Below are 20,736 nucleotides of genomic sequence, written 5' to 3' on the forward strand. Positions count from 1 at the left end.
TCGAAAGCGCAGAGCCTGCGAGCGCATACAATGCCAGATGTGCAGGCAAGACAACCAGCGCAGGCCATGATCGGAACTGCCCGCGATGCGCTGTAGCAGTCCCAGGCTCGCATAGCGTGGGGAAAAACCCTGTAAACGGTGTCAACGAATGCCCACGGCAATGTCGAGCGCATTCCGGGGGTTTTGCGTTATTTCGCCATATACGCGTGTTCACCTGCGATCACGTGACAGACACACGCTCGTCAACCGATCGCTTGCAAGGTGATTTCTCCTTTCGACGGAGAACGCGCATGGCCAACGAAAAAAATCGTCCGCCGCAACATCCCGGTCAGAACGACCTGCCACCGAACGATTCACCGTCCACTCGCCAGCCGGAGACCGATGCGTCCGGCGATCCCCTTGATGACACGGGCGAGGATAACCAGCGGAAAAAGCCCGACTAGAACGTTTCGTGGCGGAGCCTTCGCTCCGCCCTGGCGGCGGACATGCGCCTGAGCAGGACGATGCCCGCCAACACCAGCAGTGCCGGCCCCCACCGGCCGCCGGCCGCGCGGATCAACAGCCGTCCCGCGGCCATGGTCCCGAGGGTATGGGTTCGTTGGCTCGTCATGGTCTTACTCCTGCACGGTAGGCAGAGGCTCCACCGGACCGGATGGGAGCGGCGTGAACGCCAGGGCTAGGACGCCTGCACGTCGTACATCGTCGTATGATGGGACATCGGTTCCGTGTCCATCGACCATGCGAAGCAGCCTCTCCGACTACCTGCCCTGGATCGCCATCGTTCTCGCGGTCATCGTGACGGCGGTGTACCTCGACACACGCTCGAAGAGCACGCTCAAGCCGGAAACCTACGAGAGTTGCATGGCGCGTCTCACCGCCACCAACGAGGGCGATGCCGATCGCTCCTTGAACCGGTCGATCTGCGCGAATAAGCCCAGGGAATCCGCAGGCGAAGCGCCCAGCCCATGACCGCACGCCAACGAAAAAGCCCCGGCGCGAGCCGAGGCTTTGTCTGAATCTGGAGCGGGAAACGAGACTCGAACTCGCGACCCCGACCTTGGCAAGGTCGTGCTCTACCAACTGAGCTATTCCCGCTTGGTGAGCCGCCCATTATAGGTAAATTTTCGATCTCCGCAAGCCCGCCCGGCGTCGCCACCGATCGGGCGCGCCCCGACTAACGCACCGGTTCGGCGGGACAGGCACGCGAGGTCGCTCCCAGCCGCGCCAGCACCGGCCGCGGCGCCACCACGACGCGATCAAGGTCGGGCGCGAATCCGATGGCGTTGCCGAAGCGAAGGGTGTTGCGCCCCTTCAGCAAGCGCACCTCGAGCACTGTCGCCACCGGGTCGTCGAAGCTGCTGCCGTCCAGCACCAGATCCTGCGCCATCGCCCCGTTGAGTGACATCTGCAGCACGCGCGCACCCTTCGTCGCGTAGTCGATCTCGAGTTGATAGACACCTGCCGTGGGCACGTCGACGTTCGCGAACGTCACAGCGTTCGCGACCCCTCCCCCGAGGTTGCCCACTTTAGCCAGACCCGAGAAGTAGTTGCCGAAACCCGCCGACGCTGTTCCGCCCAGCGTCGCCGACTCGGCTTCGTACGTGCGGGCGTCCGGCAGCGGCGCGTCGCCCCGCCCACCGATCGCGATGCGATCGAGGTCGGGCGGGTAACTCACGGCGTTACCGAAACGGATGCGGTTCGTCCCCTTGCGCAGGCAAACCGGCACAACGCCACCCGACGGAAGCTCAAAGCTGCCGCCGCCCGCGTTGAACGTCTGCTGCGGCCCGTCATTGACCTGGAATAGATACGAACGCAGCCCCTGCGTCATCGCATCGATACGCATGAGGTACGCACCGTCGCGAGGCGCGACGATGTCGCCAAACGTCACCGCGTTGTCCGCCCCCAGGCCAAGCCCGCCCACCTTCCGGCCACCCGAGCAGGCCACGCAGTCATACACCGCCGCCGTACCCGACAGCGTCGCGGCTTCGGCTTCGTGACTCGCCCACGGCGCCTCGGCCACGTTCCCGGGCATGGCCTGTACCAGCAACAGCTGCGCTCCATGCCCCGGCAGGACCGTGACATAACGGCCGAACGACGGACCGAGCTCCCGGTGGCTCCACAGGTCGCGGACCCGCAGCGCACCCGTCAGCCCCATCTCGTTCCAGGCCAGCTCGGCCACGGCTTTCGTCGCGTTCATGTTGAACAACGCGACGTAATATCGGCCACCCCCGAGGTCACTGACCCACACCGGCAGATCGCCTGCCCGCAGCGACGTCGCCGGCCTACCCGACTGGTCCACCGCGATCACCTCGTCATTCGAGGCCAGCGCTTTGCCCTCCCTGTCCAGTCGCGTCAGGTCGCCACCGAGGTACAGCGGGGCGTTGGCCATCGACCATAGCGTGAACGCCGAGCGCTTTTCGTCGAGGCTCAGCCCATCGAGCGCGCCATCGCCGATATCGAGCGAATCGAGATCGTTCCATCCTTGCGAGGGACCGGCGACATCCTGCCAACCAGGGAGGTCACGGAAGCGCTTCTCGATCCGCGGCCAGTTGGTGAGCGTGGCGCAACGCCCTTCGCACTCCACGTCGTCGTCGATGCGCCGGGCATTCGACCACGTGCGCCAGACGTCGATAGCATCCTTATCGACCTGCCACGACACGGTTAACCAGATCGGCCGGCCGCTGCGCGCGATGGCTTTCGACCAGGCGGCCACGTCATCGCGATTATCGATGTGCAGGTCGTCGCTGTACGAACCGGGCGTCACGCCATCGAGCTTGATGAAATCGACGCCCCAGGACGCGAACAACGCCACGACGGAGTCGATGTATGCCTGCGCGCCGGGCCGCGAGAAATCGATCTTGTAATGGTAAGGCGATTCGCCTGGGCCGCCGAACGCGTTGCCCGCGCGATGCGGCACCGCGAGGATGTCGTCGATGTGATACGACGTGCCGAGGATGGGGTCGTTCGCCTGCACCGCCGGCTCCTCCACGCCGGGTATCCAGTAAATACCCGCCTTCTGACCGTTGGCATGGATGTGGTCGATCATCGCCTTGATATCGGGAAAGGTGGCGGGATCGGGCATGGGCCGGCCGTTGCCGTCGAATCCACCCATCCACCCCGAATCGAGGTTGATGTGATCGTAGCCATGCTTCTGCAAGCCCGATGCCTTGAGGGCGTCGGACTGCCGGATCATGTTGGCCTGGGTAAGGAAGGCCGGTTCGATGGTCTGCTGGCTGAAACTGCTCCAGCCCAGGTAAGGCCTCCGCGCGACGCCGTTCACCTGTGCGTGGGCAGGCATGGCGCCCATGAGAAGGCCGCAGGCGACGACGAGCATCGGGCGTAACACGACGTGGCGATCGGGCATGGCACGACTCCCTCAGGGAAAGAACGCCGGAAACCGGGACGTCAGGGTTCGCGGGTGAACACCGCACCCGCGGCCACCAGATCGCCCCGCAAGGAAAGGTCGATACCGCGCTGCATCCAGTAAGCGCCGCTCGCCACCTCGGGCGTGCCGGGCATCGACTCGCCGTGGATGAAGCGGATGCGGTAGCGCGCCTTCGGCTCGAGTCCACGCAGTCGCAACGTGGGATAGGGGCGCGCCTCCTCACCCTGTCGCTGGAACGCGAACAGCACGGCCTGATGGCCGTCGCTCGCTACCGATTCGGTGGCCGACCAGGGCGCCCGGCCCTGCGGCGACAGCAGGCGATACAGGTCCCCGCGCTGCACGGTGGCGCGGATGGCCTTGTAGTCGGCGATGTAGCGCCGGGCCGTCGCCTCGTCGGATGGCGTCCACTCCAGCAGGTTCGCACCGATGCCCAGGCCACCCTGCATCGCCGACAGAAAACGGAAGTCGAGCGAACTCGTGCGATGGTTCACCCAGTTGGGAGAGCCGGTGACCCAGGCCATCATCGTCGCCGGGGCGTACGCCTGGGTAAAGCCATCCTGGATCGAGAGGCGATCGGAGGGATCGGTGTTGTCCGACGGCCACACCTCGTCGGTGAGCGCCATGATGCCGAGGTCGACGCGCGCGCCGCCGCCGGAACAGGATTCGATCTCCACGCCGGGATGCCGTTCACGCAGCCGGCGAAGGATGTCGTAGAGATTCCGCACGTAGGTCACGTAGACCTTTTGTTGCTCGTTCGCCGGCACCTGCGACCAGCCCGGCTCGGCCCAGTTGCGGTTGTAATCCCACTTGAGGAACTGGATATCGTTGTTCGAGAGCAGGGTATCCAACACCTCGAACACGTGCGCCTTCACGTCATCTCGCGCCAGGTTGAGCACCAGCTGGTTGCGCCCCAGCGTGCGCTCCCGCCCGGGAAAGCTCAGCACCCAGTCCGGATGCGCGCGATACAGGTCGCTGTCGGGATTGACCATCTCCGGCTCCACCCACAAGCCGAAGCTCATGCCCAGGCCATGAACCTTGTCGATGAGAGGCTTCAGGCCTTGCGGAAACTTGCTGCGATTGACCACCCAGTCGCCGAGCCCCGCATGGTCGTTGTTACGCGCGCCGAACCAGCCGTCGTCGACGACGAAACGTTCCACGCCTAGCGCGGCCGCCTTTTCGGCGAGCGTCTCCTGGCCCTCGGCATCGACCTTGAATTCGGTGGCTTCCCACGAGTTGTAGAGCACCGGCCTCAACCGGGCCGACGCGCCTCCCGGCAGGAGGTCATGGCGCTCGAACCGATGCAGCAGTCGCGACGCCTCGCCGGCGCCGTTGGCCGTATACCCCGCATAGAACACTGGCGTGTCCAGCGACTGCCCCGGCGCCAGGCGGTAGCCGAAGTCGAACGTGTTGAAGCCGCCGGTCACGCGCACCTGGCCAAGGATGTCCTCATCCACGCGGATGCGCCACGACCCGCTCCAGGCCAGGGCGCCGAACCAGACGTCGCCATGCTGCTCGCTCCACGCGTCGCCGCGACCGATCGCGAACCAGGGGTTGTTCTCATCGCCCGTACTACCGCGGCGGCTTTCAAGCACGGTCGCGCCGGGCGTGATGGCCCGCGTCTGCAGGTGCCATTCGCCAGCCCATGTACCGGTGAGGTAACGCAGCGAATACTCGCCCGAAGGCAGGCTCCAGGTCGCTGCCGCCGCTTCATCGACCGTCAACGACTGGCCGCCGTGGTTCTCGATGTGCGCCGAACGCCCCACGATGCCTGTCGTCGCATCCATCGTATAACGCAAGGTGACCGCGACACCCGCCTGGGCGTCGTTGAGGCGAATCGCGAGTCCGTCTCCCTCTATCCGGTAGCTGTCGTAGCGCAGCACGAGATCGCGGTTGCCGTCGTCGAAGCGCACCTTCAGCGCAGGCGTGGCGGTGATGCCTCCGCCCCACCCGGCGTACTCCTGACGGGTGAGCGCGCCTTTCGGATCGAACGACGAACGCTCGGGGGCCGGCTCGGCCGGTCCCAGTGGGTCGTCAGGCGCCAGTTGCGCGCCCCAGTACAGTGCCTGCAAACCACCGTCGGCATTCACGCCCATGGCATAGGTGACGCCGGCGGCGTCGAGCCGAAAAACACGGCGCGCGGCGTCGTAGCGCGTCGTCGTATCGTGCGACGCCGCGAACGCCGACGAGGCGGCCATACCGCCCATCAGAACGAGCAAGAGACGGTGAGCAGGAGACAGGAACATCAGCGAGGCGTCCTCTTCGATCATAAGCCGTGGCGCGATCCGCCATGGGCCGTGCGGGGTCAACGTCCGGATGCGTCCACGCGAAAAAGGAACCTCCGCTCCATGGAGGTTCCACGGGCAAGCTCGGTCATGCCGTTCTCGACGGACCCCCCAGGAAGGTGAACGGCATCGATGGGATGGTCCACCGGTTCGAAGCAAAAAAAGTCCTCGCCCTCCGGGACGTAGAGAACGTAAACGTGATCCTCGGCGGCGACATGCAGCGCAAGCCGCTCGGTTGGCCATTCGATGGTCGCGTCCCCGGTCCAACCGGTGAAGGCGTGGTTGACTCCGCCCGCGGGAAGCGGCGCGCTTCGGCCGAAGTCCCAGCACGACGGTACGGACGCGAGCTCGGTCGGTATCGGGCTTTGGCCGTCATTGAGCCATACGCCGGTAGCGGGTGCCCGCAGGCGTACGCCCGGTCGTCGGGCAAAGAAGGGGTGCAGACCGATGCCGAACGGCAACGCCCGGCTGCCGGTATTGATGACACGCAAGCGCACATCGAGCGTGTCTTCGGACAGCGCGTAACGAAGCGTCGCGTGGTAGGCATAGCCACCGGGCGATGCATCTTCGAGGGTCATGCGTGCCATATGGGCATCGTGATTCTCCACCGACCACGATCGTTGCCAGGCGGTGCCGTGGATCGGGTAGGGATCGTCGTGGCGATTGGGCGCGAGGTCGACCCGGCATCCGGCATGAGTGAAACCCCGGCCGCCGATACGATTACTCCAAGGCACGAGCGGATAACACGCCAGGTGATTGGGGTCACCGGGGTGAGCAGGTGCGCCAGATGCCTCGACACGAGGGCGCATCAGCGGCACGAGACCGTCGTCCGTCCACCAATCCAAGCGCGCGACGCCACCACCCACCTCGGGCACCAGTTGGAGGCGCAGACGACCGTTACTCAACGCGATCACGTCAGTACGAACCCCTCACGATCCGACACCCCTCGCGGCAGTCCCTCAAGACGGCCGCCCCCTCCCGTCGCCCAGGCCTATCGAACGCACCTGGAAACATGCCCCGTGACGACGAAGTCAATTGTAGTATTTTATGATTATCGTTCCGCAAGCTGCGCCGCAGCATGATGCCCTGCGTGCCGTGCCTTTACGACTCGCTCCGGGCGGCGTGATAACACCTTGCAAAACCGAGACCGGCATAGACACGACATTGCCATGCTTGAAGGCCGCAACGACAATCGCAATATGATGCGTGAATCCTCGCTCACCTTGCCAAACGCGCTCTGACTGCGGCGCCGCGCCATCGTGCGAGAGCGCTTCAGGATGGACGCGACGTGTCGAATGTAATGGTTCCACCCACAGACCCCGGAATCGCTACATGACCGTGAAAATGAAAATCATCGCCGCGATGAGCCTCGCGCTGCTCGTGGCCCTCGTGCTGGGTGGCACCGGGCTCACCTCGTTGTGGCGCGTGCAGGAACGCATGGGCACGCTCTATAACGACTCCATGGTGTCGGTGATGGATGTCTCCCTCGTGCGCGCGCTCTCGCTGGAGAATCGCACCGCGGTCAACCGGGCCTATGTGCGCATGACCCCACAAGCAATGGCCGAAGCGGAAAAGAAGATCGCCGCCAACCAGGCCGCGATGGACCTCCAGTGGCGCGACTATTACCCCGCGCACATCTCCTCGCCGGAAGAGGCCGGCATGGCCAAGCAGTTCATCGCGCACCAGGCCAAGGAGCGCGCGTTGCTTGCGCAAAGCATCCAGCTTTTCAAGGACGGCAAGATGGATGAAGGCAAGCGCATGCTCATCGACGTCGTGAGCCCGGCCTTCGACGCGGAGATCGGTGACATCATCGGCATCGTCGCCGCCCAGAAACTCGAGGCAAAGGCCAACTTCGAAGCCTCCGCCACCGCCGTCAAGACGACCGGTGAAGTGATGATGATCGTGGCTCTCCTCGGTGTCGTGATCGTCGCCGTGACCGGCGTGGTGCTCGCCCGCTCCATCATGCGTCCCCTGCTGCGTGCCCGTGAACTGGCCACGCGGATCAGCGACGGCGAACTCGACCACCGCCTCCAGGTGGACGGCAAGGACGAACTGAGCGACACGCTGCGCGCCCTCGCGCAAATGGACAGCAAGCTGTCGTCCATCGTCGCGGGCGTCCGTGAAAACGCGTCCCAGGTCACCCACGCCGCCCGTGACATCTCATCGGGCAACGAAGACCTTTCGGCACGCACCCAGGAGCAGGCCTCGTCGCTGGAAGAAACCGCCGCCTCCATGGAAGAGATGGCCGCTACCGTGAAACAAAACGCGGAAAGCGCCGATGTCGCCCGCCATATCTCCACGACCCTGCGCGACGATGCCGTCGCGGGCAGCCGCATCGCCGGGGACGCGGTCGAGGCGATGACGCATATCAGCGAGGCGAGCCGGCAGGTGGGTGAGATCGCGGTGCTGATCGACGAAATCGCCTTCCAGACCAACCTGCTTTCGCTCAACGCCGCCGTGGAAGCGGCACGCGCCGGCGAACAAGGTCGCGGGTTCGCGGTGGTGGCTGCCGAAGTGCGCGCGCTCGCCCAGCGCAGCGCCAGCGCCGCGAAAGACATCAAGGCCTTGATCGGCAACACTACGGCGCGCGTGGAGGCCGGCGTAGTCCTCGTCGGGCAGACCGGCGAAGCGCTGACCCAGATCCGCAACGGCGCATCGCGGATGTCGGACATCGTGAGCGAAATCGCCGCCGCCTCGCAGCAGCAGTCGGCGGGCATCGAGCAGGTAAACAACGCCGTCGTGACCCTCGACGACGTGACCCAGCAAAATGCGGCGCTGGTCGAAGAAGCCAGTGCGGCGAGCCGTCACTCGCTCGAACTGGCCGAAGCGCTGATGCGACAGGTCGCTTTTTTCAGGATCGCCGGACACGCCGTCAAAGCCGAGGCCGAACCGATGCCTCCCCCGCGCCAGGCACCCGTTGCCCCGGCGGCCGCCGTCACGCCCAAGCCGTCGTCCCGCCCGGACGCCGAGGTCGGCCGCGCGATCGTCGCCGACGCCATGCAGGAGGCGGTCTGGAAGGAGTTCTGACCTTGAACTCGCATCGATAGCGGCGCTCCGTTGCCGACAGATGCCAGCGTGCAAACAAAGGGTGTCGCAAGTTCTTGCGACACCCTTTGTCATTTCATCGTTCGGACGTCTAGCCGTCCATCGGTTGGCAATCGGCGCCTATCCTGTTACAAAAGCATGAAAGCCACATGCGACGTCGCGTGACGCCAGGGGATATCAGGGGCAAGCGACGCGCCCGCTTCGCGCAGCGTCCGACCACTCCGCACCCCGCGCGACCTCGTCGCCGATCCGATCTGCCGGCGCACCACGATTTTTCCGCCAAGAAGGTGAGTCACGATGTCCGACCGTTCGCGCGCCCTTCCCGATACGCATGCGATCAAGCGCCTGGTCCTCTGCATGAGCCTCGCCTTTGCCGGTCACGTCGCCGCCCAGTCGACCACGGGCTCCGTCGTGGGTACCGTCGGCGATGCCCAACCCGGAGAAAGCATAAGGATCGAGGGTGCCAGTGGCGTACGTCGCGACGTGCCCGTGGACACCGCCGGCCGCTACCAGGCCACCTCGCTGCCCGTCGGCACCTACCGGGTCAGCCTGATCCGGGGTGGCCAGCCCATCTCGACGCATGAGGGCGTCGCGCTCCGCGTCGGGGGTTCGGCTCAGATCGACTTCGCGGCCGACGCTGGGCCGGGTGCCACGGCGGCCACCGATCTGGGCGGCGTCAGCGTGTCGGCGACGACACAACCACCGATCGACGTGTCCACCGTCGACTCGCGCACCGTGATTACCGCGCAACAGCTTGCCCAGCTTCCGCTGGCACGCACGGCGGAGGATATCGCCCTGCTCGCGCCCGGCACGGCATCCTCCGGCGCGCTCTACGGCAGTCGCATCGGTGGAGGGGGCAACCTCGTTTCCTTCGGCGGTTCGAGTGGCGCGGAGAACGCCTATTACATCAACGGCTTCAACACGACCGACCCCTACAAGGGCGAGGGCGCGCTGCAGTTGCCCTACGGCGCCATCGATCAGCAGGAGGTGCTCACCGGAGGCTACAGCGCCAAGTACGGCCGCTCGGACGGCGGCGTGATCAACCAGGTCGGCAAGAGCGGCACCAACACGTGGCATTACGGATTCCAGGCGCAGTGGAGCCCCGCGTCGCTCGAAGCGGCGCCCGATAACATTCGCTACGCGAACAACCGCTTCGCCGGCGACCTGTACACCTACCGCCAGCGCGACACGAACTGGACCTCGACCTACAGCGGCTACATCGGCGGTCCGCTGATCGCGAATCGGCTGTATCTCTTCGCCGCGGCCGAGGAGGACACCACGCGCGGCTACACCACCTCGACCAACGCCGATCCGACCAACCCGGACGCCCAGGCGTCGCGCCTGCACTACAAGAACACCACGCCGAAGTGGTACGGCAAGATCAATTGGAACATCACCGACAACAATATCCTCGAGCTGACGGGTATCCACAGCGAGCAATCCAGCTCGGGAACCAACACGAACTTCAGCTACGCCAGCCTCGGCACCAACGGCACCACGGTGCCCAACGTGCTCACGAAGTCCGGCGGCACGGCCTACATCGGCAAGTTCACCAGCTATCTCACCGACACCCTGACCTTCACCGCGCTATGGGGACGGATGCGCCTGCACGATTACAGCGCACCGGCCGGCTACGATCCCACCCTGCCCTACCTGCAGAACATCACCGACCAGGATCCGCTCATCACCGGCGGACGCTCCGTCAGCAACGCACAGACCATCTCGTCGCTCTCGGCGCCGGACCAGGGGTCGCAGAACACCAGTCTCCAGCTCAACCTCGAATGGAAACTCGGCGATCACACCGTGAATGTCGGCATCGACAACGATAAGCCGGAGACCATCGACCAGGGCAACAACCAGTCCACCTGGACCTACGGCCAGAGCACTGGCGCGATCGACCTGGCCAACGGCATCGGCGCGCCGGGTGGCCGAGGCTACTACGTGGTCAACGAGATCACCAACGGCGCATCCGGCGTGAAGACGGTGGAAAAGGCCCAGTATGTCGAAGACAACTGGCAGATCACCGATCGCTTCCTCCTGACGGTGGGCGTGCGCAACGACGCTTTCGCCAACTACAACAACAGCAGCGTCAAATTCACCTCGCAGAACCACAACTGGTCCCCCCGCGCGGGTTTCAGCTGGGACGTGTTCGGGGACGCGACGCTGAAAGTGTTCGGTAACCTCGGCCGCTACTACCTCGCCATCAACAACAATACGGCCTATGACGGTGCCACCGGTTACCTGTGGCAGCGCAACTACTACACCTACACCGGCATCGCCGCCAACGGCATGCCGACCGGCCTGGGCGAGTTCGGCGCTTACGACGTCAACGGCCACACGGGCCAGGCGCCGGACCCCGCCACGGTCGCATCGAAGAACCTCGGCGCGGAGTACCAGGACGAATTCATCCTGGGTGCGACCAAGGCGCTCGGCGACGCATGGATTGCCGGGATAAAGGGCACGTTCCGCAAGCTGCGGCAGATTTCCGACGACGTCTGCGACAGCGACGACCTGCTCATCGCGAAGACGAAGACCCTCTACGGGCTGACCGACGACCAGATCACAGCCAACCGCGGCGCCTGTTACATCTTCAACCCGGGCAAGAGCAACGACTTCCGCGTCGCGACCACCAACGGCTACGTGACCACGCGCATGAGCGACGCCGACTGGGGCTTCACCCAGGGACCCAAGCGCAACTACTACGCGCTGGAGATGTTCCTGGAGCATCCCCTCGCCAATGGCCCGTGGGGCGGTCGGCTCGATTACGTGTTCTCGCGCAGCTACGGCAACTCGTCGGGCCTGCTCACGGCCAGCCGCGGCGACGACTCCGTCGGCGTCACCCAGGACTGGGACAACGCGTATGTGATGGAGAACGCGAACGGCCTGGCCAGCAACAACCACACGCACCAGATCAAGCTCAACGGCGTGTACCGGTTCTCGCCAGAGTGGATGGTGTCCGGCGTGGTACGCGTGGCCTCCGGCGCCCCGCGCTACTGCCTGGGCTTCTACGGACCGACACCGAACGATCCGGCCACCAACAACCCCGATGGTTACGGCAGCCTCTACCACTGGTGTAACGGCCAGCCCTCGCCACCCGGCAAGCAGGGCGACCTGCCGTGGACGCGCCAGGTGGACCTCAACCTCACCTACGCGCCGGCGTTCGCCGACCACCGGCTCTCGTTCAACCTCAGCGTCTTCAACGTCATCAACGAGCAGCGGCCGCTGGCGATTTACTCGCGCTACAACTCCAGCGCCACGCCGTCCCGATTGAACGACCTGTACGGCACCGCTACGGTACTCGAGCCGCCGCGCTACGTGCGATTCGGCGTGAACTACGATTTCTGAGGCCATCATGCCGTCGATCCAACGAGTGTCGTTCATGGCGCTGGCGGGGCTATCCCTCGCCAGTGTCGTTGCCTGGGCCGGGCCGGCCGCGCCGTTCCGCGAGGCGTACTCCACGGAACCCCGACTGACGCGACCGCCCGGGCCGTCGTGCGCGGTGCCGCTCTTCACCGACCATGCGTTCGGCGAGACCGGCGATCCCAAGGCCATGACGGCCACCCCACTGACTTTCGACTACCAGCCACCCAAGGCATGCGACGGCCCGTGGGCGAAAGTTGTGCTGGAAATGGATGTTTCGGTGCCCGCGGGCAAGCAGTACGACCGGACCGCGTCGATCTGGCTGGGCGGCACCGCGATCTACTTCGGCACCACCCAGGAGCCGAGCGCCGACGTGGGCGCCCGGTGGCACGTGGAGCGTGACCTGACCGATTACGCCGCACTTTTCCGTGGCGCCCGTCCGGGCCAGGCGATCGTCAACAACTGGCTCAGTGACCGCTACACCAGCGCCATCACCGCCAGCGCCCGGCTCGTGTTCTATCCCGCGGGTGCCGTGGCACCCGCCGTGGCACCCGCGGATGCCGTGTATCCGCTCAGCGACGATCCGCGCGGCGCCGCCACCGTCGTGCAGGACGGCGCGCAGCGACTGCATGGCTCGCTAACCCTGCCGCGCAACGTGACCCGCGCCTATCTCGACGTGATCGCCCAAAGCCAGGGCAACGACGAGCCCTGGTACACCTGCATCGACGACGCCGACGTGACGCGCACGCAGCATTTCGCGCTGGAATCGCCTTACGACGGCGCCCCGTTACAAGAGTGTGGCGGCGGCAACCTGCGGCAGGTGCTGGTCGCCATCGACGGCCAGTCGGCCGGGCTCGCGCCGGTCTATCCCTGGACCTACACCGGAGGCGTCGACCCGAACCTTTGGCGTCCGATCCCCGACATCCAGACCCTCAACTTCACACCCTACCGCGTCGACCTGACACCCTTCGCCGGCGTGCTCGACGACGGGCGTCCGCACGACGTCTCGGTGCGCGTGCTCGGCGCAAACCGCTTCTTCAACCTCGCGGCCAGCCTGCTCATCTACCAGGACCACGACGCGCGAGTCGTCACCGGCAAGGTACTCGCCAATAGCCTCGCGACCCAGACCGACCTGGGCACGCCGCGTGTGGACAGTGCACTGCGTGAGACGCGAGACCATCGCGTCGAGGGCCACGTCGACACCACACGTCACGACCACTATCGCATCCTCGGCGAGATCACGACGTCGCGCGGCACGATCCGCAGCGAGGTCAGCCAGACGGCGTCATTCGCAAACCGCCAGACCTTTACGCGGCCCGACGCGCCGACATGGCACCAGCTCATCGATCAATCCACTCAGGTGGACGACACCACCACGACGCACGTGGGTGATGGCCCTGAAACGCGACAGCGGCGAACGTTGACGTACCCCCTGCGACTCGATGTCATCAAACACGTGGCTGACGACGGCAGCTTCCGTGGCGAGATCGACATGTCGCAGGGTCTGGTGTCCGTTCGGCAGCGACAGCGTGACGGTCACGACGTCTTTGACAGCCATCTCGACATCGCCATGCACAGTCACGACGAAGCCGACTTTAACCGCATGGGGAGCGCCATCACCCATCCGCGTGATCAGCATGCGGTGCAGACGTTGTCGTTCAAGGATTCGTTGGGGAGTTGTCTTACGATGCACGTGGCGTCCCAGAAGGGCCAAGATGCCGTGTTAAAGCAGGGCCAGGGCTGCCTCGGCGCGCTGAACTTACTCAACTGGCGTTCACGCCCCTCCCCTTAACGGGCAAGCCCAAGGACCTGGGAGCGCTTCATCGACGCATCCCACTGCCAATAGTCAGCGGGCGGTGACACTCGGCTGGATGGTACGCACCGATGTAGGATTTCCCCTACATCAGCATCAGCTATACCCTACATAACATCCCCCGTGGCCGACTTAGAATCTCCTAGCAGCGAGACGATAATCGGTCGTCGTTAAAAAAAGGGGAAAATTCAATGCTTTCCAAAAACCTGAACTCCAGGCTTCTCGTCGCGCTGGTTCTATGCCTCAGCGCCAGTGGTGCCGCATCGGCGAACACATCGGTCATTATCGGCAACCCTAGTTCGTGGCGGTTGCAGATGTACAACGGCCCGGCTGTCTACTACACCGGCTCGCCTTGCGTATCGGGCAGCATCGTCATGGATCCAGCGGATACCACCGATCGAGGCAAGGCTTTCTACGCGACCGTGCTCGCGGCCAAAGCGTCCAACCTCAAGGTACTGATCGAGTACGAAGTGGTTGGCTCGTCGTGTTACTTCCGTTCGTTCGGCGTCGACTCCGTTCAATAACGGGTTTGCATGGCGCTGATCATGCAGTAGTCGAATGCGCCTTAGGCATCGCTTGGCCCTCAGCGACAGAAAAAGGCAGAGTCGCGCCGCGCAGGTAAATCTGCGAGGCGCACCGATGTATACGGAAATGAAGGCCGACTCATAGAGTCAACCACATGAAATTCGAACGCCTCCTCCCAGCATTAACCGGTCTGCTCCTTTGCAGTTCGGCTATGTCCGTCCAGGCAGCCACGCAAAAATACTTCGGATACTTCGCCGGAGACACGGTCGCTCATGCCGATACGGGCCAAGGTGGCTTGGGATTCTTCGAAATGAAGGATCACATCAACCTTTATTCCATACTCGCCTGGCCCGGCGATACGTCGCCGTCCGGCAAGCAGGTCACGATGTCCCAGGTGCTGGACAAGCTTGCCGCGGCGAAAGCTGCGCATGTTCACGCCATGGTTCCCGCCTTTCCATTTGTGTTCCAGGCGGTCCGCGAAAGTGATGGTCGGATAAGCTGCTGGCAGAACGACCCGACCGCCGCGGCCTCCTGGTCGTCGTTTTCGCAGGCCATGGTCGACCAGGGCTATCTGATCCCCGGTGACCCTGCGCGCAGTACCGTGGTCGCGGTCTACATCGTGGACGAGCCCAATGGAGACGTGTGTCTCAACGACGTGAACGGCCAGGCCAACCCTTCGTTCGTCAACGCGATGAATGCGGTGAGGCAGGACAGCCGAACCGCGTCCCTTCCCATTGCGTCTATCCTCACAGGAAAGGGTTTCGACAAGTTCTTCGCGGGTATGAAATTGCTCGACTGGGTGGGCTTCGATGAGTATGGCGATAGCGACAGCAAGTGGTCCCACACATTCGCGGCCCTGAAGCAGTATGCACCCGGCAAGAAATATATCGTCGTTCCCGGGGCCATGCAGGGTTGCAGCGACGTCGAGACCGATCCGACCGGCCGCTTCTTTTCGGCCATTGAAAATGACCCCGACGTGACTTGGCTGGCGCCTTTTGCATGGTTTTCCGGCTTAAGCGGCTCGGCATGCAAAGGCGTCCGAGACCTTCCCTCGTTGAGATCGGACTACACCTCGGAGGGCTTGAAAATCAGGGCCCTTCAATGCAGCAGCTCTGCCGTGGATCAGTCTTTCTGCGCGGGTACGTCCGATGTCAGTTCCTGGATGAATCTCCTCTTGGAATAGTCCCTTGCCGCCTCGGACTTTCTTCTAAGAGTCGACCGCATTAAACTGAAAAGCTTATCGGCGCGTTAGTGGGTCTACTGCTTTTTAATGCAGCTACCGCTGCGCAATCGGCCACGCAGAAGTACGTTGGATATTACGCCGGAGGCACGGTCGCTCACGCCAATACGGGCCAGGGCGGCTTGGTATTCTTCGAACCAGGGGACCGTTCAAACCGACGGGATCTTGTCCTGTACCAAGCTGTCCGCGGTCGCCACACCCTAGCGCATTGGCGAGGCCACCGTGCCGTCTTGCACGGTGAGCGGTAGCGAATACAGCCGCAAAATGCCCTGATAAACGTACGAATGTAAGCCGCCTCGATGTTGAAAAAGCGACTGGTGCATTCGGTATCGGGGAGCAACAGCGATACCCCGATGCCTCGTCGCAACTCACGCAAAACGGCATCCTCGCGTGCTGTCACCATGGCAGCGAACACGGAGCGAACGAGGCAAGTGTCCGCCATAAGGATACGCCAGACCAGCGCACGAGGGCCGAGTCGATTTATGCTATGCCCACCTCGCCTCCAAACATTTCCATGGTTCCGCACTTCCCCCGCTGGATATGGTCCTGGGCCGCCCTGCTCCCCGCTGTCGCCGGGAGCGTCAACGCGACCGCCCTGCTCTCCCTGAGGCATGTCGGCGTCACCCATCTCACCGGCATCTCGACCGAGGCCGGTATCGGCCTGGGCGCCGGTGACGTCGACCTGCTCGCGCACGCCGCCGGGGTCATCGCCTCATTCACCCTCGGATGCGCCATGAGCGCGACGGTGGCGCGGGGGCCGCGGTGGACGCCCTCCATCGCTGCGGCGGGTCTCCTCTTCGGAGTGGCCCTACTGTTGTCGGTGGCAAGCCTTCTGCTGCCGGAACGACCGTGGCTCGGCGTCATGCTGTGCGCGGGCGCGATGGGCATCCAGAACGGCCTCACGTCGGCGTTATCGGGGGCGCTGCTGCGAACCTCGCACCTCACCGGTATGTTCACGGACCTGGGCATCGCCCTGGGCCAGAAAGCGCGCGGCGCTCCCGTCGATGCACGCCGCGTGGCCGTCTGCCTGACCGTCATCACCAGCTTCGTCGTCGGCGCCGTTACCAGCGCCATGGCTTACGCCACCTGGCAGGGACGCTGCCTGTCCCTGAGCGCGGCTTTCGCCGCCGTGGTGGGTCTGTCCACCCTCTGGTTGTCACGACGAGCGAAGGCCGCCGCGGGCATCACCACACCCCGGGAATAAGCGCCGCCGTGCGTTGGCGGTAGCGCAGGTATCGGTCGCCGAATGTCGCCTGCATCATGCGCTCTTCGGCGCGGAGCTTCCACCCGAACGACACCAGCACGATACCTACCGCCAGGATGCCGCGGACATCGCCGACATCGAGCGCAGAGCCAGCGAACATGAGTAGCAGCCCGGTATAAATGGGATGGCGGATCCATCGGTAAGGACCCGATTCGACCAGTTCGTGCTCACGCTTGACCTGCACCACGCTGCTCCAGTTGCGGCCCAGCAGGTGGCGCGACCAGCATGCCAGCGTCGCGCCCGCCACCACGAGGAGCAGCGCCACGGCAAAGACGGGCACGACATGCGGCACGATGCCCTCGCGAAGCCAACTGTGGCCGAACCACTCGCCCGGCCCAAGCAACACAAACGCGACGACCAGCGGGGCCCAGTAGAGCAGCGCCTGGGTTGGCCAGCCCTCGGTACGGAGGGTCGCCTTATTGCCCCACGCATGCCACAGCCAATAGACGGCGACGCACTTCCAGGCCAGGTCGATGCCCGTTTTGAGCCAGGTTCCGGTCGTCATGTGCGCGGCCCTTTCCTCTGCCGAATCCACTTAATCAAGGTTTTCGCGTACTCGCTCGATAGGAAGGCACGGCAAGTCTAAGGTGGGCAATTCTCGCCGTCGAACGATCATGCGCTGCTCGCCGACATGCTACATGCCCTTCAGACCTCAATCTTGTAGGACTTCCCCTACATGTCAAGAAGAATTCACCTACATACCTCACCGAATTCGTGCTGCATGCTTCATGTGATCCCGACGGAATTTCGGGAAATTAGGGGATGAAACTTGAAAACGTCAATGAAATACATTGCTGCCGCAGGACTCACCCTCTGCGGCTCCATCTCGATGCCCGCCGCAGCCGCCTGGCTCAAGGCGGGTGAACAACTCAATGTCAATCAGAGCCTGGCTAGCCACGACGGTCGCTATACCGCCGTCATGCAGGGTGACGGAAATTTTGTCGTCTATCGCCTTTCGGACGGGGTAGCCATTTGGAATACCCAAACAGGCGGTTCCGGAGCCACCCACGCCGTTATGCAGGGTGACGGCAATTTCGTACTCTACACCGCTGACAATCGAGCCATCTGGTGGACCGGTACGACCGCGGACGCGGGGCTGGCAAACGAATTTACGGTAGACGATGTCGGTCGAGCGGTGGTCATGGCTTACGCGCCGGTTTGGGTGACCAACACCGTAACTCCCGGCGGCGCTCCTGCGGCTGAGCCCCTCGTGTTTCAGTACGGCTTCCAATTTCAGCGGGGCGTTGTCTACAACGGCCCCAATGGTAATCAGTGGATTTTTCAGACCGACGGTAATCTCGTTCTCTACCATAACGGTAAGCCCGTATGGGCAAGTAACGTGACGCGAGCCAACGGCGGACCAGCACTCTATGCCGTCTTTGAGGGACACTTGACGACGTGGAATGACTCCGGCTACGTGTGGCAAGGCACGAGCAACCAGTCCTATCCGGCAGGTTTCACGTATCAGTCCAACGAAAGCCCGCCGGTTCTCCACGCGGATAGCGCACTATTTAATATCCAAGCGGATGGCAATGCCGCTATCTGGGTAGCGGCCCGTAAGTGGGGTGCTTCCACCTATGACCCTCCTGCGTCCAATGTACCCCCGGCCACCGGTCCACATTGCATCGGCGACCCCACTGCGCCGTCCTGCACGGGAAGCGGTAGTGAATACAATTGGACGTTCCCTTGGTGACGGCAGAGGATTAATCACGTCCCGAACGAAAAGGGCTCGGCACGTCCGAGCCCTTTTTCGTTCGGGAATCTCGTGGCGTTTAGTTTAATGGAAGACGACGAGACGCCAGAACATACTGTCAAAACTCTCGCCACGCCGTGTCGTCACCGGCCATAGCCATGGCGGCAACGGGTCGGTATACCGGCGCTGGCGTGGGCGCCGGCGCGGCATCGACGACCGTTTTCCCGACGGGCGCACGGACGGGCTCCGCCGCCGTGGCCTTGGCCGTGCCCTCCTCGACGGCGAAGAAAGCGACCTTGCGCAGCAGTTCCTGGGACAGGTCCGACGCGTTCTTGCTGGCTGCACTGGCCTGCTCGACCAGGGCGGCGTTCTGCTGGGTGACGTCGTCCAGGGTCACCACGGCGTTGTTGACCTGGTTGATGCCGGCGGCCTGCTCCTGGCAAGCCGCTGCGATCTCGTCCACGATGGCGTTGACGGAGCGCACGCCGGTGGCGATTTCGCTGAGTGCGGTTCCCGTGCGGCCGACGAGGGCCGCGCCCACGTCGACCCGTTCGACGGTGGACGCCACCAACGTCTTGATGTCTTTCGCCGCGGCCGCGCTGCGCTGTGCCAGGTTGCGCACTTCCGCCGCGACCACCGCGAAGCCCCTGCCCTGATCGCCCGCCCGTGCGGCCTCCACGGCGGCGTTCAACGCGAGCAGGTTGGTCTGGAACGCGATCTCGTCGATCAGCGTCACGATCTCGCCGATCTGCTTGCTCGCCTGGGTGATCGCCGCCATGGCCTCGGTGGCCTCGGCCGACACCTGGCTACCGATCTCCGCGTCGCCCCGTACCCGCTGCGTCAGCTGACGCGCCTGTTCGGCACCGTCCGCATTCTGCTTCACGGCCGACGCCAGTTCTTCCATCGAGGCAGCGGTTTCTTCGAGTGAACTGGCCTGCTCCTGGGTACGTTGGGAAAGATCATCGTTGCCTTGCGCGATGTCCCCTGCCGACGACGAGACCTGCTGGGAGATGTAGCGCACGTCGGTGACGATGTCGGCCAGGCGCCTGTCCATGGTGTCCAGGGCACGCAGCGTATCGGTGAACTCATCGTTGCCCGAAACCACCGTGGCGTTGTTGAGGTGGCCACCTTCGATCGCTTGCGCCAGTGTCCTGGCCTTGCCCAAGGGAACCAGCACGGCCCGCGCAAGCAACGTCGCGACCACGAGGAGCGCGATCACGGCGGCCGCCAGCGAACCGACGGAAAGATTGCGGGTGGCGACGTAACGCGCTTCCGCGTCGGTCGCCGCCTGGCTCGCCTTGATGGAGTTCATGCCCGCCAGCGCATCCATCCGTTCGACCAGTTGGCCCAGTGCCGGACCGACGACGCCGACCTGCATCAGGCGCACGTCGTCGATCTTGCCGGCCTCCAGCAGCGCGATCTCTTTCTCAACCAGCGGCGTCGCCTTCTGGCGTTCGGCGATATAGGCCTCCGCCGCCTGGCGCTCTTCCGCCGAACTGATCTTGGCCGGGTAATAGCGTGCCCACGCCGCCGCCTCCTTCGTCATCGCCTCGTGCACCCGTTGCGCCGTGCCGCCGAGCTTGGGGTCCGCGATCGCACGCAGCAGCGCGAGGCGCTGGTTGACGATGGATTGTTTCGCTTCCGCGACGTTCATGATGGACACGACGTTCGCTTCGTACATCGCATCCGCGAGCGCGTAGGTTTTCTTTACGCCCAGAAGGCCTACGCCCCCGAGGACAAGCATCAAGGCCAGGGCGATGCCCATGGCCGAAAAGATTTTTGCGCGGACCGAAAATCGCATGATGAGCCCCCTGGTTGTCAGGCCAGCATCCGCTGTCGGCCATGAGAGTGATTAAAACGTTCGCTGGCGCGGCCGAGGCCTTATGCGTCAGTCGCGACGACGAACGCCCGGCGCCACGGCGTTATTGACGAGACCGTCGCGGACCATCGTCCGGATCAACAGGACGCACGCGTGCTGGACCTCCGGCGCGGCGGATCCATGGGCGGATGCCAACGCCTGCTCAAGCGCCTCGACTGCCCCGTAGGTCTGGGGGAGCCCCCGATCGCCGGACAGCCGCCGCAGCTCGGCAGCGCTCCCACGGACGCGCTCTAGATCCGAGGATCGCAAG

The 20,736-nt window shown here is 64.2% G+C and carries 15 protein-coding genes and 1 tRNA gene; 9 read left to right on the forward strand and 7 right to left on the reverse strand.

Annotated features, from left to right (window positions below):
* Positions 1-290 precede the first annotated feature (290 nt).
* Positions 291-443 (forward strand): hypothetical protein, encoded by a 153-nt coding sequence (locus PI246_RS06410; protein ID WP_320550469.1) that lies wholly within the window; start codon positions 291-293, stop codon positions 441-443.
* Here the strand turns inward: PI246_RS06410 and PI246_RS06415 are convergent.
* Positions 440-610 (reverse strand): hypothetical protein, encoded by a 171-nt coding sequence (locus PI246_RS06415; protein WP_320550470.1) that lies wholly within the window; start codon positions 608-610, stop codon positions 440-442. The two genes, PI246_RS06410 and PI246_RS06415, sit on opposite strands and share 4 nt — an antisense overlap.
* A 128-nt stretch (positions 611-738) precedes the next feature.
* Here PI246_RS06415 and PI246_RS06420 point away from each other — a divergent pair, with 128 nt between their 5' ends.
* A complete protein-coding gene (locus PI246_RS06420) occupies positions 739-969 on the forward strand; it encodes a hypothetical protein (RefSeq protein ID WP_320550471.1) in 231 nt (76 codons plus the stop codon).
* Positions 970-1,019: 50 nt separating this feature from the next.
* Here the strand turns inward: PI246_RS06420 and PI246_RS06425 are convergent.
* The 4 genes from PI246_RS06425 to PI246_RS06440 form a co-directional block, all read right to left on the reverse strand.
* Positions 1,020-1,095 (reverse strand) — tRNA-Gly (locus PI246_RS06425).
* Between the two features lie 79 nt (positions 1,096-1,174).
* The gene (locus tag PI246_RS06430; protein ID WP_320550472.1) at positions 1,175-3,364 is read right to left on the reverse strand and encodes an alpha-galactosidase D; all 2,190 of its coding nucleotides are present in this window, start codon (positions 3,362-3,364) and stop codon (positions 1,175-1,177) included.
* A gap of 41 nt (positions 3,365-3,405) precedes the next feature.
* Entirely contained in the window at positions 3,406-5,652 is a 2,247-nt protein-coding gene (locus tag PI246_RS06435; protein WP_320550473.1) for an alpha-galactosidase, read from the reverse strand.
* A 35-nt stretch (positions 5,653-5,687) separates the two neighbouring features.
* The gene (locus PI246_RS06440) at positions 5,688-6,581 is read right to left on the reverse strand and encodes an aldose 1-epimerase (protein WP_320550474.1); all 894 of its coding nucleotides are present in this window, start codon (positions 6,579-6,581) and stop codon (positions 5,688-5,690) included.
* 418 nt (positions 6,582-6,999) lie between these two features.
* Here PI246_RS06440 and PI246_RS06445 point away from each other — a divergent pair, with 418 nt between their 5' ends.
* The 6 genes from PI246_RS06445 to PI246_RS06470 all read left to right on the forward strand — a co-directional run bounded on the left by PI246_RS06445 (position 7,000) and on the right by PI246_RS06470 (position 16,854).
* On the forward strand, positions 7,000-8,694 hold the full coding sequence (locus tag PI246_RS06445) for a methyl-accepting chemotaxis protein (RefSeq protein WP_320550475.1): 1,695 nt from the start codon (positions 7,000-7,002) through the stop codon (positions 8,692-8,694).
* Between the two features lie 315 nt (positions 8,695-9,009).
* Positions 9,010-12,057, forward strand: a complete 3,048-nt coding sequence (locus PI246_RS06450; RefSeq protein WP_320550476.1) for a TonB-dependent receptor — start codon at positions 9,010-9,012, stop codon at positions 12,055-12,057.
* A 7-nt stretch (positions 12,058-12,064) separates the two neighbouring features.
* A complete protein-coding gene (locus PI246_RS06455; protein ID WP_320550477.1) occupies positions 12,065-13,864 on the forward strand; it encodes a peptide-N4-asparagine amidase in 1,800 nt (599 codons plus the stop codon).
* Positions 13,865-14,076: 212 nt separating this feature from the next.
* A complete protein-coding gene (locus tag PI246_RS06460; protein WP_320550478.1) occupies positions 14,077-14,409 on the forward strand; it encodes a hypothetical protein in 333 nt (110 codons plus the stop codon).
* A gap of 155 nt (positions 14,410-14,564) precedes the next feature.
* Complete coding sequence (locus PI246_RS06465) at positions 14,565-15,593, forward strand: hypothetical protein (protein ID WP_320550479.1); 1,029 nt, start codon at positions 14,565-14,567, stop codon at positions 15,591-15,593.
* A 571-nt stretch (positions 15,594-16,164) separates the two neighbouring features.
* On the forward strand, positions 16,165-16,854 hold the full coding sequence (locus PI246_RS06470) for a YoaK family protein (protein ID WP_320550480.1): 690 nt from the start codon (positions 16,165-16,167) through the stop codon (positions 16,852-16,854).
* On the opposite strand, the gene PI246_RS06475 is transcribed toward PI246_RS06470, so the two are convergent.
* A complete protein-coding gene (locus PI246_RS06475) occupies positions 16,835-17,419 on the reverse strand; it encodes a methyltransferase family protein (protein ID WP_320550481.1) in 585 nt (194 codons plus the stop codon). The two genes, PI246_RS06470 and PI246_RS06475, sit on opposite strands and share 20 nt — an antisense overlap.
* Before the next feature lie 264 nt (positions 17,420-17,683).
* On the opposite strand from PI246_RS06475, the gene PI246_RS06480 reads away from it, so the two are divergent.
* Positions 17,684-18,607: a hypothetical protein gene (locus PI246_RS06480; protein WP_320550482.1), complete on the forward strand. Its 924-nt coding sequence runs from the start codon at positions 17,684-17,686 to the stop codon at positions 18,605-18,607.
* A 118-nt stretch (positions 18,608-18,725) separates the two neighbouring features.
* Here the strand turns inward: PI246_RS06480 and PI246_RS06485 are convergent, their stop codons facing one another.
* Positions 18,726-20,408, reverse strand: a complete 1,683-nt coding sequence (locus tag PI246_RS06485; protein ID WP_320550483.1) for a methyl-accepting chemotaxis protein — start codon at positions 20,406-20,408, stop codon at positions 18,726-18,728.
* Between the last annotated feature and the right edge of the window lie 328 nt (positions 20,409-20,736).

Origin of the sequence: Luteibacter sahnii, from assembly GCF_034063545.1 — a bacterium.
GTDB lineage: Bacteria > Pseudomonadota > Gammaproteobacteria > Xanthomonadales > Rhodanobacteraceae > Luteibacter > Luteibacter sahnii.